Origin of the sequence: Bacillus sp. 3255 (assembly GCF_031456485.1) — a bacterium.
GTDB lineage: Bacteria > Bacillota > Bacilli > Paenibacillales > NBRC-103111 > Paenibacillus_E.
Map to the genome: position 1 here is coordinate 366,251 of NZ_JAVDUS010000003.1, position 17,941 is coordinate 384,191.

Here is a 17,941-nt window from a genome sequence, read left to right on the forward strand (position 1 = left end):
GCACTTGGATTGAGGGGCAGTGAGCAATCCATCCCCCTTGCTCGTTCCCTTTCTTTTATACGATTTTTAAAATAACCTAATTAGAAATGTTGATGATTATGAAAATTGATTTTGAAAACAATACAATAGAATTTAATGTTCTATACGGAGTAAGAAAGAAGATATCGATTCATATTGATTCTGTAGGTTTCATAACGGTTAAAGCTCCTAATAATACTAGTCAGGAGATCGTTACGAGCGTTGTGAAACAGCATGGGAAAAGGATCTTGGAACAATTGCATAAGATTGCTGAAGCTCGGGAAATCCCTAAGACAAGAGAATATCAAGAAGAAGGAAGGTTCCTTCATCTTGGGAGATATTATTTTCTTCATGAGTTAATCGAAACTAATGATCTGAGTGAAGAAGAATTGAAAATTAAGCTTAAGAAGTTTTATTTCGCTAGCTGCAAGAAAATTATTGGGGAACGAATAAAAATATATCAAGCACAACTGAAAGTAAAGCCCAAAACGATTGAGGTGGAAGAATCTAAAACTAAGTGGGGCAGCTGCAGCTCAGATAAAAAAATAACCTTTAACTATCGTTTAGCCATGGCTCCAATTGAAGTTATTGATTATGTAGTAATCCATGAGCTCTGTCATCTCTCTCATATGAATCATGATCGATCATTTTGGAGACTTGTAGGAAGCATTATGCCGGATTATAAAGAAAAGGAAAAATTTTTGGCGAGACATGGTCATGCTATGACACTTTGAGGATCTCACCTCAACCCGAAAGCGGTCATTCCGATTTTTGGGTTCCAGCTGATTTTGAACCGCAAGGGCGGAAACTACCCATTTACTGCTCAAGGGATATCTTAAGTGAAAGCTTCATCTCATACCGAAAAGGAAAATCATAAAGTAATAGGAAATTGTATTTGAATATATTAATGCTAATGATATTGTTGCATCCCCCGATTGTCGTTATGCTTCAAATCAATGTTTACAATACGCTTGTCAAACAGTTGGAAGAAGCTTCAGAAGCATTGGTACAGCTTGATGCACAAATAAAACTGGTCGAAATAATGAATAATATTGAAGATGAATTTACAAAATTGAGTGCGATTACCGAACATTAAGAAAATAGCTGTATTAAAGCAACGGCCATATCCTTCGATGGAGTAAGGATAATTCGGCAGCAGAGGAGCAGGCTGGGGTAGGAAATTTGGCTTCATTGCTAGAGTGGCGAAAGGATTGTTCTGTAGGAATAAAGGAAAGCTGTCCGTGGATCCTCTCCCTGGTCGTCCATGGCCAGCGGAGCCTTGAAGGATAATCAAGCAATGAAAAGTCTTTTCCTGGGTTAACGCGAATAATCCCGATGCGGCTGCAAATTCAACTGCATCGGGATTATCCGTTTAACGCGTACCGCCGGAATATCTTCCGTAAGCAGCTTTATAGATGGACATGTATTGGTCTAAGCCCATTTTATTGACGTTCGCCACATACTTGTCCCAGTCATCGAAGGACGCTGTGCCGTTAATGAGGTTAGCCTCGGTTTCGGTGATGAACTTCTGGATGTCGGCGCCTTTGGAGCTCATGAAAGCCGTTTCCTCTTCCGTAAAGTTAAAGCTGTACCACATCTCTTTAATCAGGTTCTTGGCTGCTTTCTCACCGGCATCGACGGATTCCGGCAAGCTTTCGGAGCCTTTGAAATATTTCTCCTGCACATACCCCGGGTAGCTGCCTCCAGGCCATGTCGTGAATTTGGCCACCGCTTGATCCAGAGTCAACCCGTTCGGATTATTTTTCACTTCGTCTGTGAACTCCAGCTTACCGTCCGGCTTCTGTGTATACGTGACATCTTTCTGACCCATGAAGTAGAAGGTTGCCCCTTCATCTCCGTAGAAATAATCCATCCACCGGAGCGTTGCTTCCGGATTTTTGTTCTTGTCCGTAATGACGAATGCTCCTGGCCATGCGATCGGATTTTTCACAGACACGAATAGCTGATCCCCGTGAGGACCTTTCAGCGCGCCAAGCCCTACATAGCCCTTCTGATTCATGACAGCTTGAGGATGAGGGACGAATGCCGCTCCGAGCAGACCTTTCTCGCCTTTGGCATAGAGCGCCGTATCCTTCAATGTGAAGATTTCTTTATCAATTAACCCTTCCGAATACAGTTTGTTCATGTACTGCAACACTTCTTTGTACTTCGGATCGGTTCTGTAGAACCTCAGATTGTTGGAAGCAGGGTCTACGTCCACGTAAGGATGGGCGACCGCTCCGCGGTTCCCGAAGCCCCATCCGCCGCCGATGTAACGTTGAATCGTTTGGATGCCGAACATTCCGCTTAGCGGAACCTCGTCCTTCTGGCCGTTGCCGTTCATGTCCGCCGCTTTGACAGCCTTCAAATAGTTATAAAATTCCTCTGTCGTCTCAGGCTCTTTCATATTCAGCTTATCCAACCAATTCTTGTTAATCCAGAGCGGCGTGCCGATCAGCATAGGTAAGAATTCGGGACTATAGACGGAAGGAAGGGAATAAATGCCGCCGTCCGGCATGGTCAATCCTTTTTTCAGATCCGGATACTTGTCCAAAAGCTTCTTGAAGTTAGGGGCGTTCTTCTCGATCAGATCGTTCAGCTTGACGAAGACGCCCTGGCTGCCGTACTTCATAAGGTCCGATACAGGAATCCTAGCCGAATAGAAGGCATCGGGATAGTCGCCGCTTGCGAGCGCCAGATTTCGTTTCTCTGTGAGGCTTTCAAACGGGACAAGCTGGAACTCCGCATCGATGTTCGTCATCTTGGCATATTCTTTCCAAACGGTCGTATCCTCGAATTTATTGCCGTTCTGCGGTGATTTACCCGTAAACAGGGTAAGCTTAAGCTTTTCATTCACAATAGGAAAACCGGTGGCATTCAGGTTCTGTGGGGCTTTGTCCTCTGTTTTGGCGGTATTCCCTTGATTGGCGGCATCGCCGCAGCCGCTCAATAATCCAAGCGTAAGTATCGCGGATAGGGCTAAAGCTGTCGTTTTGGTTGCTTTCATATTAGAAACTACCTCCGTTATAATATTATCCTTTGAGAGCGCCGACCATCACGCCTTTGTTAAAATACTTTTGCAGAAACGGATATAAAATAAGAACGGGCAAATTCGCTATGATGACAATCGCGTATTTAATAGATTCCACATCGAGCACGGAGCCCGACAGAGAACCTTCAGATACGTCAACCATATCCTTGGTCTCACCCTGCACCAGAATCTCCCGTAAAATGAGCTGCAGCGGATATTTATCGCGATCCGACAAGTAGATCAGTGCGTTGAAGTAAGCATTCCAGTGGCCGACACTATAAAATAGTACCATAACGGCTAAGATGGGCGCCGATAAAGGGAGCACAATTCTCCACAAAATGGTTAGATTGGAGCAACCGTCGATGGCAGCAGCCTCCTGCAGCTCGAAGGGCAGCCCGTTTTGGAAAAAAGTGCGCACCAGCATAATGTTCCATACCGATACGGCGCCTGGAAGCACCATAGCCCAGTAGGTATTCAATAACCCGAGCTGCTTGATTAGCAGATAGGTGGGGATCAGACCGCCGCTGAAGAACATGGTAAACACCATGAAGCCTGAGATCCAATGCCTGCCAAGGAAATTCCGGCGCGACAGAGGAAAAGCTGCGGCAACGGTTAGCGCAACATTGAGAGCCGTTCCGCTGAGCGTATACAGAATCGTGTTGCCGTAGCCCTGCATGATCTCTTTGTTATCGAACAGCTTCTCGTAGCCCCTCCAGGACAGATCCTTCGGCCACAGCCAGACGTCTCCGTTCAGCACCAGCTGCGGATTGCTGAAAGAGGCGATCAGCACAAAATACAAGGGATACAGCACGATCAGTATGACTACGAGTAAGATGCTATAAACCAACAGGATAAAAATACGGTCCATCAAGCTTTGCTTCATTGATTGTCTCCTCTACCATAAGCTGGTTTCGCTTGTTTTACGGGCAATGGCGTTAACCACAACCAGCATCACGAAATTGATCAACGAGTTAAAGAGGCCGACTGCCGCAGAGAAGCCATATTCCGCTCCGAGAATCCCGCTCCGGTACACATACGTAGAGATTACGTCGGACGCCTGACTATTCAAAGAGTTTTGCAGCAAATAAATTTTCTCGAATCCGACGCCAAGTACCGTCCCCATATTTAGAATAAGTAAAATAATAATAGTGGGTCTGAGTCCCGGCAAATTAATATGCCAGATACGCCGAAGTCTGCCGGCACCGTCCATTTGCGCGGATTCATGCAGATGGGGATCGATGCTGGCCAGTGCTGCGAGATATAGGATGGAGTTCCAGCCCATTTGCTGCCATACGCCGGAAGTCACGTACATGCTTTTGAACCAGTCCGGATTCGTCAGAAAAGCAATGGGTTCGAAGCCCATCCAAACCAGAACGTGGTTGACCAGTCCGTTTTCCTGCGAAAGGAAGATCATCATTAACCCTACCACGATAACGGTAGATAGAAAATGTGGAGCATACAGAATGGTTTGAATCCATTTCTGGAACTTCTTGCGTCCAATCTCATTGACCATCAGCGCTAGCAGAATAGGTACAGGGAATCCTGCGGCTATCTGATAAACCCCAATGGAGAATGTATTGGACAGAATCCGCCAAAAATAGAAGCTTTCAAAAAAGCGCGCAAAATGATCAAGTCCGATCCACGGGCTCCCCCAAATTCCTTTGGTCACGAAATATTGTTTGAAAGCAATCTGCAATCCGTACATAGGTACATACTCAAATAGGACGAAGAAGACAATCACCGGAGAGATCAGCACATATAAATCCCAGTTCCGCGTGATTTCCTTCCAGCGTTTTCTTTGGCGCTGTCCGAGGGAACTTTTTCGCGAATGTGTCTTGCCTACCGGCTTGATGCGATCCAAGCGTCACACCTCCTTTCTTCGTTTTCATGGTTGATCATAGACCGTGGCTGGCAGAAAAGAAATTGACTCTTTTTTAGGCAATAGACTGATTCTTTGATTTCCAGAGCGGAAGAAAGGGGATAGTTCCTTACAGGACTTGGTTTGAACGGTTTTTTTTCAGCGGATGATAAGGTTTTGTAAAGGTGTTGATTGTTGCTTTTACGACCTGCTAGCATGGTGTTTAAGAGATTAAGAGGATAAGGAGGGGCGTCATGGAACTCTTGAATAAGAAGAGCAAATCGTTTCTCGTCCGCATATTTATCAGTTTTTTGACCATCATTATGCTGTTATCGGTTTTTAATTTCGTCCTGTTTTCTTTTTTTAAAGAGAATATCAAGCAGGAAATCATTCGTTCCAATGAGCATATGCTGAACCAGGCTGCGGAGCGCTACAACAGTCATTTCAACCGTCTGAGAACCGTACTCTTCCAGATGTATCACGATAACTCGATTACCAAATTTAACGCGCAGCTGACTGCGGGCGAGAACGGCAACGCCAATTACTATCTTGTAGTCGATATGGTGCGTCAGCTGAGGGAAACTGCCGGTAACCCGCTATTCTACATGGATAATCTGATGGTGCTGTACCGCTCGAATGGGTTCATGGCGGACAAGGAGGGCAGCAGCACGGAGGTTGCCCTGAATTCCCTGACGAACTTTCATGCGCCTTACGACCTCGCTTATTGGAAAGAGGAATTCGAGCGTCCAAGGAACTATTATATGCACCCGGCCGAGGCGTACCCGCTCGATAATTTCAGCAAAGAGAACAAAACTTACATTCCGTTCTCGTTTAAGCTGCCTAATGCGAATTATGCGCTCATCGCGATGCTGGACGCAGACAAGCTGAACCAGGCGCTGCTGGGCGATGTTCCGTTCCTGATTCAAACCGAGGAGGGCGGGAATCTCTACCGCTCAAAATCTTTTGCATCGATAGAGGAAATTCCGGTGTTCGCTGCAGGCGAATCGTACCAGTTATTCCAGAATCGCTATTTCTTCATCCACGAGGACGCGGAAAATCACCTGCGCTATGTGACGGCTGTTCCCTATGCGAACATCGCCGCGCAGATCTATAAGCTAAGGGTTACGCAGATTGTCGTTCTGGTTATTTCCATTGCCATCGCGATGGTGATGTCTTACTGGTTCAGCCGTCGGCTTCAGTCACCGGTGAAACGGATTATCGCTTCCCTGCAGCACCCCGAAGGACAGCCGCTGCGGATGGAATCTCCCATTCATGAGTTTGAAACGATCAGCAAGCACATTGACAAGCTGACGGAAGAACGGACAAGGATTCATGACAAGTTGAGAAACAGTACCTCGCTGCTGACCAATTACGGCTATATCGCGAAGCTGAAATCGCTTCATGTGGGCATCTCGGAATGGCGCGAATTTGCTCAGGCGGAGGGACCCTTCTCGCTCATTCTGTATCAGCTGAATGCGAGAAATATGGAAGGGCTGGGCGAGGATATTAAACGGTATATCGGGGAATACATTGAAATCGTCCTCTCCGAGCATGAGCTGAATGCCTATACGTTCCAAATCGAGAATGATCAGATCATCTCCGTTGTCTTCCGGCAGAATGAGACGGACCGAATGCCGGAGGCGCTGCAGCAGCTCAAGGAAACATTGGATAAAGACCGTCAAACCTGCCTGATCATGATGGCCGTCAGTTCTGTTTTCGAACAGAGCGCCGAGCTGAATACCGCTTATGAACAGGTGTCGGGTATGCTGAAACAGGCCCGTCCGCAGGATGAGTCACAAATTATTCTCAAGCAGGAGGCCGCTAAATTTCAGTATGTTTTTACGACGGAGCAGGAGCAGGAATTGTACGCGCATCTTCAAGCCGGCAATGGGAGAATGTGCCTCCACGCCGTACATCGCATGCTTGAAGCGATGGCGCGAAGTCAGGCGACGTTGGCTCAGTTTCGCCAATTCAGTGAAGCCTGGGCTTCCCGTATGCTGAAATCATTGGAGCAGCAGGAAGCGGAGAGTACAGTCAGGAACGAAGTCGTAAGACTGAGGAAGGAACTGAATACCAGCTTTACGTTAGCGGAATTTAAAGGGATTTTTGACGCGCTTGTGCCTGTTTATGCCAACTGGGTGCAAATGAAGAAGTCGGATAAAGACGACGTGATCGAGTATGTTCTGACAATGACGGAAACCCAATATTCGGAGGACATCTCGCTGGATTTGATCGCGGAGAAGCTGGACATGTCCAGTGCTTACTTGTCGGTATATATTAAGGAGAAGACAGGGGCGAATTTCAGCGAGCATATGAACCGAGTTCGGATTCAGAAGGCTAAGGAACTGCTCGTCGGTTCCGACCTCAGCATTCAGAACATCGGGGAACAGATCGGCTACCGTAACGGCACCTCGTTCATCAGGATGTTTAAGAAAATGACCGGAGAAACGCCCGGAGAGTTCCGGCGCTGCCATACGGTATAAAGGTTCAGTAATCGTATAAACAGGCTGGCGCAGAATTTTGGAGGCAGCCTGTTTTGCATGCCATGCAGGCAAAAAATCATCAAGTAACACAGTTTTCCTGAAAGTTACTCTTACGTGAGAGAAATGCCGATACGAAGGTTCAAACATTCACTGGGGAAGTAAAAGTGGCGCTGTGACGACAGGCAAATCCAATATAGGGCTTGACAGCGAATTCAGATGTGCTTCACAATGAAGATACAACTTGATGTCTAGAGGAGTTGTTCTTTGTTATGCAAGTGAAACATGAATGGGTCAAACAATCCCTCATGGAGATGATGGATTCCGGCAAGCTTCGAATCGGTGAGCGTTTATCTTCCGAGATTTCGATGGCCAAAGAGTTCGGTGTCAGCCGGGAGACATTCAGGAATGCCGTCAAGATGCTTGAACAGGAAGGAAGACTGCTCGTTAAGCATGGCGTGGGGACGTTCGTGATTCAGCCGCTTCCAACGATTCCAAGCTCGCTGGAGCGCCTATCTAGCATTGGGGCAATGATTCAGACAGCCCAATTGGACCAAGGAGAAAGCCGCATTTCATTCACCAAAGAGGGCTGTACGATCGAGGCCTCCGCAGCACTCGGTCTTCAACCGGGCGATCCTGTCGTTAAGATGGAACGCGTCCATACCGCCAACGGCGAGCCGGTTGCTTTTTCCATCAACATGATCCCGAGCGAAATTGCAGGCGATTCCTTTGATCACGATGAATTTCAAGGTAAGCTGCTGCTATTTTTTGAGAAACGGCTGGGTCGTAAAATCGTGACCGCTGACTCTGAAATTTGTGTCCCTCTGCACATCGACCGCAACAGCCAGCGACTGCTTCAGCATCCGCAGACGACCGTATTGCTGCTGAAGCAAGTGCATTACGACGAGACGAATATGCCGGTCCTATACTCGTTAGATTACTTGCGCAACGATGTGTTTACATTCAATATCCGGCGGACGACATGAGCGCACGGGCCATGGCGGAGAACCCCAATCTTTCACAGATTGGGGTTCTTTTCTTTACAAAACTATTATGTCCAGTTGACGATCATTTAACGATAGCCATGTATGATCAGATGAGTAAGATGTCTATACCTCTTAGGAGGCGAAAGGAGCGCATATGAGTTGGAAGCTTAGAGCTGTCTCTTACAAAGCATGGATGGAGTGGGCGATTCTTCTCCTTTTTATCCTTTTTTTTATGGGACCGCTGATTAACTTATTAGTTCTGGCTTTTTCCGGTAAATGGCAATATCCAGCCGTACTGCCTCAGGAGTGGTCATTTACTTGGTGGGCATACGTGTTCAAGCAGAACGAAGTCATTGAATCGATTTCACTCTCGTTCGGTATTGCGACCGTAGTGACGCTGTTGTCCATTGTGATTTGCTTGCCTGCCGCCTACGCATTTGCCCGAATTCGATTTCGGTTAAGCAAGATGTTCCTCTTCTCATTCTTGTTAACCCATGCCTTCCCCAAAATGGGTCTGTATGTGTCCATCGCTGTGCTTTTTTTTAAGTTGCACCTGATGAATACGTTTATAGGCGTTGTTTTGATCCACATGGTCAATACACTCATGTACATGACATGGATTCCCGCAGCAGCGTTTAAGAACGTGCATCAATCCCAGGAAGAATCCGCCCGTGATGCAGGCGCTGGACCGTTTCGGGTTTTCTGGTACATTACCCTGCCCATGGCGCTTCCAGGCATCGTGGTGGCCTCCATCTTTACCTTTCTTTCTTCCCTGGACGAGGCGCAGGGCACTTTCATGGTAGGGATTCCCGATTTCCGTACCATGCCGCTCATTATGTATACAATTGTTCAAAACTACCCGACTACCGCCGGCGGCGTCTTTTCCATCATTTTGACACTGCCGACGATTCTGCTCCTGCTGGCAGCGCGCCGTTTCATCAATGCGGATGTGATGTCCAGCGGATTCACAATGAAATAGGAGGCGCCGGAACGTATGACAATGGAACAACCACAGCTTTCGATTCGGAATTTCCACAAAATATTTAAAACAGGGGATGGCGTGAAGGGGGTAAGTCTGGATGTGTTCAAAGGTGAGCTCGTTACCCTGCTGGGACCGTCCGGTTGCGGCAAGACCACCGTGCTGCGGGCTGTTGGCGGCTTCCTGGAGCCGGATAGCGGCGACATCCTCATTGAAGGCCAAAGCGTCTTGAAGGTTCCGCCGGAAAAGCGGCCGACCGCCATGGTCTTTCAAAGCTATAACCTTTGGCCGCACATGACGGTCCACGACAATCTTGCATTCGGCTTGAAAATCAGAGGCTGCAAGAAGGAAGAGATTCGGTCGGCCGTCGATAAGGTGCTGCATCTAGTTCGCTTGCCCGGCACGGAGAAAAAAATGCCCAGTCAGCTGTCCGGCGGTCAGCAGCAGCGAGTCGCCGTCGCCCGCGCTTTGCTCCTGGATCCGGCAGTGCTGCTCCTCGACGAGCCCTTCTCCGCACTTGACGCCAAGCTGCGTCTGGAAATGCGCGAGGAGCTGCGCGAGATTCAAGCGAGTACAGGGCTGACTATGGTATTCGTTACGCATGATCAAGAGGAGGCTCTCTCCATCTCCGACCGGATCGTCGTCATGAACAGCGGGCGCATCGAGCAGCTGGACTCGCCACAGCGCATCTACGATCATCCCGAGTCGCTGTTTGTAGCGCAATTTATCGGTCGAATGAATTTCCTGTCCGCTCAAGGCGAAGGCGGAGTCGTGGATATTCAAGGCCGGCGGTTTGCCGTCAAGCGTCCGGTCGAAGGGGCCGTTACAGCCGCCATCCGACCTGAAGACATCTGCTTATTGGACGCCGTTCAAGCGCAGCGGCAGCCTTCGTTTCAAGCTTCAATCCGTCAGGTCATGGTGCTTGGTCATTATGCCGAGGTTTCGGCCGATACCATAGCGGGGACAGTCAAGCTGTTCGTACCGAGAGAACAAGCAGCATCCATGGAGCATGGTCAATCCATTCCAATTGGCTTTATGCGGGTAACCGCATTTTAATTTTAAATTCTAAGGAGGCATTATCGTGAAGAAATGGATGAAGAGGCTGTTAAATGGCAAGAAACTGGTGATTGGCGGACTGGCAGTGGCCGTTGTGCTAAGCGGCTGCGGCAAGGCAGCCGAGCAGACAGCATCGGGGTCGGCAACCGGCCAGGCGCCAAGCGCGGCGCAAGGGGACAAGAAAGACGCGAAGCCGGTTGAACTTAATTTTTATTTCTCAGGTTCAGCCAATGTGAAAGAGATGTGGGAAACGCTAACGCCGCAATTCGAACAAGCCAATCCGGGCATTAAGGTGAAGCTGGTGCATCTGCCGGATGGACAAGCGGAAAGCGCGGCGATCGATAAAGTGCTGGGCGCTAAAAAAGCGGGGCAGAAGAGCATTGATATCGATCTGTTCGAAACGGGTCTAAGCAATTTGACCAAAGGGGAAAAAGACGGGGTATGGATGAAAATGGACACCTCGCTGATCCCTAACTTGAGCAAGGTGGATGCAGCCTATATGAACGATGTGCATCAACTGGCTGTGCCTTACCGGGCATCCTCCGTTGTCCTGGCTTACAACAGCAAGAATGTTCCTATGCCTCCGAAAACGGTGGATGAGCTGTATGACTGGATTCGCAAGCATCCCGGCAAGTTTGCCTACAACGATCCGGCAACCGGCGGTTCCGGCTCCTCCTTCGTCCAAACGGCGATTTATAACTTCCTGCCGGCTGAGGCGGTTCATAATCAAGATCCGTCGATCATGAAGGAATGGGATAAAGGCTTTGCACTGCTCAAAGAACTAAGCCCTTATATGTATCAAAAAGGGGTTTACCCAAAGAAAAACCAAGGTACACTCGACATCCTTGCAAGCGGTGAGGTCGATATGATTCCGGCTTGGTCGGATATGGGACTTGAGCAGATCAGCAAGAAAACACTGCCTGATACTATCAAGCTGACGCAAATCGAGCCTGCTTTTACAGGAGGACCTTCTTACATTGCTATTCCGGCTATGTCGGAGAAAAAAGAGGCGGCTGAAAAGTTCGTCAATTACGCGCTGACTCCGGAAGCACAGACGGTCGTGATTAACAAAATGTACGGATACCCGGGCATCAAATGGTCGGAAATGCCTGCGGATCTGCAGAAGAAATTTGAAAGTGTGGCCAAAGGCTACCGTACGTTCACTATTGGCTCACTTGGCGATGAAATCAATAAGCGCTGGCAGCGGGAAGTGGCTGGAGGCAATTAATACCGGTGATGGCAAATAAACAACGTAACCTGTTGGGGATAGCCATGGTTATCCCCTCTTTTCTCATACTTCTGCTCGTCGTTGTGATTCCGATCCTCCTGGCCGTTCAGGAGAGCTTTAAGGACGATAATACCGGAAGCTTTACGCTAAGTAACTATGTGTTTCTATTCACAGATCCTTTCATGCAGCGCAATATAAGCTTTACGCTCAGCCTGACGATCGTATCCATGATAATTGTAATTGTCGTCAGTTACATGCTGGCTATGTACTTGCGGTTCAACCAGGGTAAAATTATGGATTGGATCAAGAGACTGTATTTTATCCCCATGTTTATTCCATCGGTTATTGGAACCTATGGCATGATCTCGATGTACAGCAATCATGGCTGGCTGGCTAGGTTCGTGTTACTGGCGGGCGGGGAGTATTTTCCGAAAATCATATACAGTTACTCGGGGATATTGCTTGCCAACTTGTGGTTTAATATTCCGTTTGCCACCATGATGCTCAGCTCAGCGCTTTCGGGGATACCGAATTCGATCGTGGAAAGCGCCAAGGATGCCGGTGCCGGAAGGCTGCAGATCCTCCTGCGTTTCATTATTCCGCTGTCTTACAAAACGATGCTTGTCACCATGACGTTCGTCTTTATGGGTATTATCGGCGGCTTCACAGCACCGTTTCTCATGGGACCGAATGCGCCGCAAGTGCTGGGGGTTGCCATGGAACAAATGTTCGGCGTATACAAGGAGATTGGCAGAACGAGTGCAACGGCGGTGTTCATGTTCGTGCTCTGCTCGTTCATGGGGTATTTCTACATTCGCAGTATGATTCAAGAGGAACGCTCATAGATTAGGGAACAATGATTTTCGCTATGCTAAGAAAATCCGGGAAAGGACTGCCTAGAATGGAAAGTACGAGATTCCAAGAAGTGTTCCAGCAATTAACACGCCATACACAATGGAAACAGACCGGGCGATTGCGACTGCCGTTTCAGATCTATCATCCCCAAGGCATGGTTTATAGCGGCGGCTTATTTTATTTGTCATCCGTAGAACTGTCAGAAGCTCCTGTTCCAACCGGCGAAGCCGGGCACGGCTACGATCGTACAGCAGGTAAGGGAACAGGGCACCTTTATGTCATGGATGAGCAAGGTCAGCTGCTGCATGACATTCAATTAGGGGAAGGGGCTATGTACCATCCAGGCGGAATCGATACGGACGGACGCCATATCTGGATTCCGGTAGCCGAGTACCGGCCCCATAGTCAATCAATCATTTATAAATTAGACATGGAGACACTGGTGGTTGAAGAGGCTTTCAGGTTCCCTAATCATATCGGCGGCTTGATCTGTAACCGTCACAACGGCACACTAATCGGCCAAAGTTGGGGATCACGCAGATTTTTTACATGGACTCCTACAGGGGACTTGCTGCAAGAGGCACCGAATTCGAGCCATTTTATCGATTATCAGGACGGACAATATGTGGGCGGAGGCTGTATGCTGCTTAGCGGTATCGCGGAGCTGCCCGCGTCTATAAGCCGTAGTGTGACGAAGTATGAATTGGGCGGATTAGCTTTCGTAGATATGCAGACATTCCAACTCATTCACGAAGTGCCGGTAGCGGAATTTTCGCCACAAGGACATGTTATTACCCGGAATCCGGTCTATGTGAAATTGACAGATCAGGTATTGAGGCTTTATGCCGTACCCGATGATGATTTTGGTGATTTGCTCGTTTATGAAGTAAGAATTAGTTAGGGATTCCCATATCAGTAGAACCCCCTTCGACGTTTTAAGAAAACGGAAGGGGGTTCTTTGATGCTGTTTGCGATTTAGGAGCCAGATCCGCTTTACAATTACAAGCCTCTGGATGAATTAACAAATGACGAGATCAATGACTGGCTAGAAATGACATTCATGAACTGAAGATACTCCCCTTATTCGTAGGAATGTATCATCCGAACTGGAAGTTTGCTCAAGATTTGTGCATCAAACTTTCACAACACAAAGACGCCTCGTTGAGAGCAAATGCCATTACCTAATGTTGTAAATGTAGACGTATTCAATCATAATATTGTTGCGAACTAAACTGAATTTTTGAAACTAATCCATATATCCACGTCAATGAATTCGAGTTATTTAAGTCTCTTTAATGAGCAGTTTTGTATGGATAACTGAGTGAAGATTTTGTAAAGCATATTCGTGAATAAGGTGGTTTTAGTATAATTATCCAATTGGGATAATAACAAAGGTTATATAGAGAAAGGTGTATGTGTATGAAAAAAGTTGTTAAATATGCAGTGGCGATGTCAGTATTGTACGGTACGTTCAGTTTTTTAGGCACCTCAGCGAACGCAACAATCGATTTGATGTCGAATAGACAGCTAGTCGTTCTATCCGAGACGAAACTGTTGGATGATTATAGAAATCCAAATTCTATTGCTGGCTCAATTTCCGGTATGCAGATGGTAGAAGTGGCTTGTACTCTGAATGATTCGAATTGTTTAGCAAACATCCAAGGTAAAGAATATATACGTATAAAAACCTGGATCGGAGAAAAATGGATAGAGGATGATAGCAGAATTACTGCTGGCGGCTATTGGGAGGAAGACAGGGACATTACCCTTGTTGAAGATATGAAGTTATATGACCAACCCGATGTCGGTATTTTTTCCAACTCAGAATCACCTAAAGATATAATTTCGCCACAAAAAGTACATGTTACTGCCATTTATAATTATTTATACAAAGGGGCTCATACGGGAAAGGCAATGTTGGAAGCTCCTATGTGGTACCGAATTTCTACAAAACAACAGGGGGAGAAGTGGATTGTCGATCCTTTTATTCCGGAAAACTTTCAGACCAAGGAGAGATCAACCGACAGAGTCATTAAAATGACTGGGAACGAATTGCTTTATGATCAACCCTATGTAGTTCAGGGTAAAGGTGTGAAAGCAACTCCTGGAATAGTTCAAGCGGTTGCAAGTTCCGTTTTTAACATCAAGACTCAAATTTATAGCTGGTTCAAAATTCAAACACATGATGGAACTTATAAGTGGGTTAAATCGTATCCTTTATTTGAATCTGAGAGTGGTCCGTTAATGCAATCCGATTTAGATAACGAAAAAATTATACTCCGAACAGCCACACGTTATTTTGACATCGACGGTGGGTCAAGCATAAGTTTGCAAAATTGGTTGCAACCAGGAACATATGCAGCAGACAGAATAAATGAAGGCTGGGCACGTATTCAAACCCCATTCGGTTGGAAAGTGGTCAACCTTGATAGAGCACCATTGGAAAGACCTCATGGCATTACATTAACACAAGAGAAAATACAATTAACCTCAGAAACAAAAACCTACTTCTTCCCACTAACAGGAGAGGTTGCCCATGAAGCAGGGGCCTTTAAAGATCAGGAAGCCCTTTCTTTTGAAAAATGGATTTCCCCAGAGGGGACCAATTGGTATCATATTTCAACTTACAGTGGGATCGTTTGGGTACCAGATAAACCGTTGTAGAAATCACAGCAGCAGCCGACCCATATTGTGCTCCCCATACAACAAACAGGTTTTATTTTTTCACCTGTCTACCGTAAGGGGAGCATATCAACGATCGACTGCCGTTTCCACGCTAACGGGCAGATTACTTGAATGACCTGTGGTAAATTGATAATATTTCGTTTCTAATTGTTAATAATTAAAAAATTTGCATATTTTCCGATTTCTGAATTACAATTAACTTGGTTAAAATTGGAATGGGGATTTGAGAATCCAAATGTGGCAGACCGTGAAGCCCACTCAATTTCATAGCTGCACTCATAGCGGATTGACTGGAGCAACAATTCATGATTAACGATCCATCCAACGCAGAAACGCATCGTATCAGAAGGATTTGAGACGTTTCGGAGGATGCTGTTGATTCTATCGTTAAGTTATAATGTCTTGTATTAAGCAAAAAAAGAAAAGGAGCCCACTATGAAAGCACTCGTTACTGGCGCAAATAAAGGAATCGGTTTCGAAATCGCTCGAAGTCTTGGTAAGCGTGGCTATGACATTCTCGTTGGAGCGCGTGATGAAGCCCGTGGGCAGGCAGCAGTCGACAAACTTGCCGCAGAAGACATATCAGCAACGTTCATCAAGATTGATTTGAATAATCTTGACAGCTTGCACGCAGCGGCTAAAATGGTTAACTCGCTCGATATTTTGGTCAATAATGCTGGAATTCCTGATAGTGTCAAGCCTGGGCGCGCGGCACTCGACCTCGCAAAGCGCACATTTGACTATACAACTGAGGATTTACGTACGACGATGGAAACGAATTTTCTCGGCACACATGAGCTCATCAAAAGTCTGCTGTCATCTCTGACAGACAACGCGAAAATCGTCAATATCACCGTTCCGATTTCGCCGACTGACTTTTGGCACCCGCTCGCTTACATTACAAGCAAAGCAGCACTTAACGTGATGACACTGACTTATGCTTACGAATTTGAAAAAATGGGCAGCCATCGCCAGATTTTCGGCATCATGCCTGGCGCTGTCGCAACCGACTTGAACGGCATGGAAGCGGGTGCGCACGGCGGATTTGTCAAGTCTCCCGAAGCCGCTGGGCAGAAAAGTACCGACATTATCCTGTCTAATAAGAATCAAAATGGCCAAATTATTCAGTACGATGGAAAGATTGTTACAGATTATGAGATTCAGCTGAGAGGCTAGAAACAACAAGCTCGGTCAGTGGTACTACTTCGACTGGCACTTTAGTTACAAAGGGCTAGTCACAGCCAATAGGACAAAATTTCGTTTCAATCGTCACGTTCGAGCACTTCAATAGGGAATACAAGTTTATCCCAGGCATCACGGCCTCTAGCGCCACGAAGGGACCAATCCTTTCGTGGCGCGTTTTTATGAATGCCCCCCTGGTAAATTGAACGACTATTTCATTGATAGATAAACCATTTGTCTGGATTTCTTCATACAAGTCTGTCAGCGTTAGCCGAGTCACGGATCATGAATTCGGTCGTTACCTTCGCTAACGGAGAACGATAGTGCAAAAATAGGGGACAGATCGCCGCGCTAGGCAGCTGTCCCTTGTTTCATTAAAGTAACGGGCAGCATTACGTTAATGAATAATGCCGTTAATTCCGAACTATTATATGGTTTACAAAAAGATATCCATATGCAAAACACTTTTTTCTAAGTGTCAAGTGTATGTCTCGTGCTTTCCTATAACATTGAACAGATACCTTTTCCGAAAAATGATTATGGTGTAGGACAGTTTTATAACTTTCATACGTACGATGTTGAGTTGGCACATAACCTGCTGCGGCAGCGAGAAGCCAATGTTGGCGAGATTGAGGAGTTCGACGGAATGCGAGGAATTTCAGTTCAGGATCCTGATGGGAACAGATATGGGGTAGTGACTAAGGCATACAAACAAGCTATATTGACGTTCCGTTGAACTAACGAAGGAACGCTTGTTGAATAAACATAATTAGAGAAGCTGCCATAAGGATTGGCAGTTTCTTGGTCTTGTATCAGTCCCAGCTGACCAGGAACCTCCGTATCAACGAGGATGACTTCCTACGTCCCACAGCAATGCCGCGTTAACGGTGAACAGATTCCCATTCACGTCCATATCCCAAATAAGCGGTTGAATGCCCGTTTGATCTGCCATTTATGCACCTCCGGAATATTTGCCTAACCCTGTAATTCCATTGTATGGGCTGACACTGGCAAGAAATAATTTTTACTTAAATTCCACCTTAAGTATAGATCGGATTTATCCCTAAGGATAATAGGTTATCGCAAAGAAATTCGTTACAGTACGTTTATGGCCCCCGATAAGAATATAAAAGGAAGGAATGTTATCATGATAATTCAACCTACAACGACAGCTGACCGGATTTCATTAATTGACATTTTGCGGGGATGGGCTGTGTTCGGGATTTTTTTCGTTAATATTATTTTTATGAGTACTCCTGATTTGTTTTACCAGAAAAATGGCGTGCTGCCGGAGGAGTCGGCGGTTAATCAAGTAGTAAGACTCTTAATCGATATGTTTTTCTCGGGAAAATGTTTTCCGATTCTTTCTCTGCTATGGGATACCGCGAAACATGCTTGACTTGGCGATCATCTTTCAACTCGGTGAAAGCTATTTGCCCGGAATCCCTAAATATGTACAACAGGGACTGTTTGGATTTCTCTATCTGATCGCCAGACGCTTGGGCATCAAAGAACGTCTCTATCAAATTTATTGTACGGAAGACTGAAGCCGCGTTAGATTCCATATCGAAAAACCCGCCATA

The 17,941-nt window shown here is 46.5% G+C and carries 16 protein-coding genes; 13 read left to right on the forward strand and 3 right to left on the reverse strand.

Going from position 1 to position 17,941, the window contains the following annotated elements:
• Window positions 1-98 precede the first annotated feature (98 nt).
• The gene (locus J2X61_RS06475) at window positions 99-752 is read left to right on the forward strand and encodes a M48 family metallopeptidase (protein ID WP_310186668.1); all 654 of its coding nucleotides are present in this window, start codon (window positions 99-101) and stop codon (window positions 750-752) included.
• Between the two features lie 209 nt (window positions 753-961).
• Entirely contained in the window at window positions 962-1,114 is a 153-nt protein-coding gene (locus J2X61_RS06480) for a hypothetical protein (RefSeq protein WP_310186670.1), read from the forward strand.
• Between the two features lie 276 nt (window positions 1,115-1,390).
• Here J2X61_RS06480 and J2X61_RS06485 read toward each other — a convergent pair whose 3' ends face one another.
• Genes J2X61_RS06485 through J2X61_RS06495 form a run of 3 tightly spaced genes read right to left on the reverse strand, consistent with a single transcriptional unit; the run spans window position 1,391 to window position 4,829 of the window.
• Window positions 1,391-3,025, reverse strand: a complete 1,635-nt coding sequence (locus tag J2X61_RS06485) for a type 2 periplasmic-binding domain-containing protein (protein ID WP_310186672.1) — start codon at window positions 3,023-3,025, stop codon at window positions 1,391-1,393.
• Between the two features lie 25 nt (window positions 3,026-3,050).
• On the reverse strand, window positions 3,051-3,932 hold the full coding sequence (locus J2X61_RS06490; protein WP_310186674.1) for a carbohydrate ABC transporter permease: 882 nt from the start codon (window positions 3,930-3,932) through the stop codon (window positions 3,051-3,053).
• Between the two features lie 12 nt (window positions 3,933-3,944).
• Window positions 3,945-4,829, reverse strand: coding sequence for an ABC transporter permease (locus tag J2X61_RS06495; RefSeq protein WP_310186774.1), 885 nt, complete (start codon window positions 4,827-4,829; stop codon window positions 3,945-3,947).
• Between the two features lie 332 nt (window positions 4,830-5,161).
• Here J2X61_RS06495 and J2X61_RS06500 point away from each other — a divergent pair, with 332 nt between their 5' ends.
• From J2X61_RS06500 to J2X61_RS06550, 11 genes are all read left to right on the forward strand, one after another.
• A complete protein-coding gene (locus J2X61_RS06500; protein WP_310186675.1) occupies window positions 5,162-7,390 on the forward strand; it encodes a helix-turn-helix domain-containing protein in 2,229 nt (742 codons plus the stop codon).
• Window positions 7,391-7,659: 269 nt separating this feature from the next.
• Window positions 7,660-8,373: a GntR family transcriptional regulator gene (locus J2X61_RS06505; RefSeq protein WP_310186677.1), complete on the forward strand. Its 714-nt coding sequence runs from the start codon at window positions 7,660-7,662 to the stop codon at window positions 8,371-8,373.
• Window positions 8,374-8,527: 154 nt separating this feature from the next.
• Window positions 8,528-9,352, forward strand: coding sequence for an ABC transporter permease (locus J2X61_RS06510; protein ID WP_310186678.1), 825 nt, complete (start codon window positions 8,528-8,530; stop codon window positions 9,350-9,352).
• A gap of 15 nt (window positions 9,353-9,367) precedes the next feature.
• A complete protein-coding gene (locus J2X61_RS06515) occupies window positions 9,368-10,408 on the forward strand; it encodes an ABC transporter ATP-binding protein (protein WP_396135405.1) in 1,041 nt (346 codons plus the stop codon).
• 25 nt (window positions 10,409-10,433) lie between these two features.
• Complete coding sequence (locus tag J2X61_RS06520; protein ID WP_310186680.1) at window positions 10,434-11,636, forward strand: extracellular solute-binding protein; 1,203 nt, start codon at window positions 10,434-10,436, stop codon at window positions 11,634-11,636.
• 8 nt (window positions 11,637-11,644) lie between these two features.
• Window positions 11,645-12,481 (forward strand): ABC transporter permease, encoded by an 837-nt coding sequence (locus J2X61_RS06525; protein ID WP_310186781.1) that lies wholly within the window; start codon window positions 11,645-11,647, stop codon window positions 12,479-12,481.
• A gap of 23 nt (window positions 12,482-12,504) precedes the next feature.
• Window positions 12,505-13,392 (forward strand): DUF6454 family protein, encoded by an 888-nt coding sequence (locus tag J2X61_RS06530; RefSeq protein WP_310186682.1) that lies wholly within the window; start codon window positions 12,505-12,507, stop codon window positions 13,390-13,392.
• A 518-nt stretch (window positions 13,393-13,910) separates the two neighbouring features.
• The gene (locus J2X61_RS06535) at window positions 13,911-15,155 is read left to right on the forward strand and encodes a hypothetical protein (protein WP_310186683.1); all 1,245 of its coding nucleotides are present in this window, start codon (window positions 13,911-13,913) and stop codon (window positions 15,153-15,155) included.
• Between the two features lie 456 nt (window positions 15,156-15,611).
• Window positions 15,612-16,352, forward strand: a complete 741-nt coding sequence (locus J2X61_RS06540) for an SDR family NAD(P)-dependent oxidoreductase (protein WP_310186685.1) — start codon at window positions 15,612-15,614, stop codon at window positions 16,350-16,352.
• A gap of 1,153 nt (window positions 16,353-17,505) precedes the next feature.
• Complete coding sequence (locus J2X61_RS06545; RefSeq protein WP_310186686.1) at window positions 17,506-17,757, forward strand: hypothetical protein; 252 nt, start codon at window positions 17,506-17,508, stop codon at window positions 17,755-17,757.
• Window positions 17,750-17,905, forward strand: coding sequence for a hypothetical protein (locus tag J2X61_RS06550; protein ID WP_310186687.1), 156 nt, complete (start codon window positions 17,750-17,752; stop codon window positions 17,903-17,905). Before J2X61_RS06545 ends, J2X61_RS06550 begins: the two co-directional genes overlap by 8 nt.
• Window positions 17,906-17,941 lie beyond the last annotated feature (36 nt).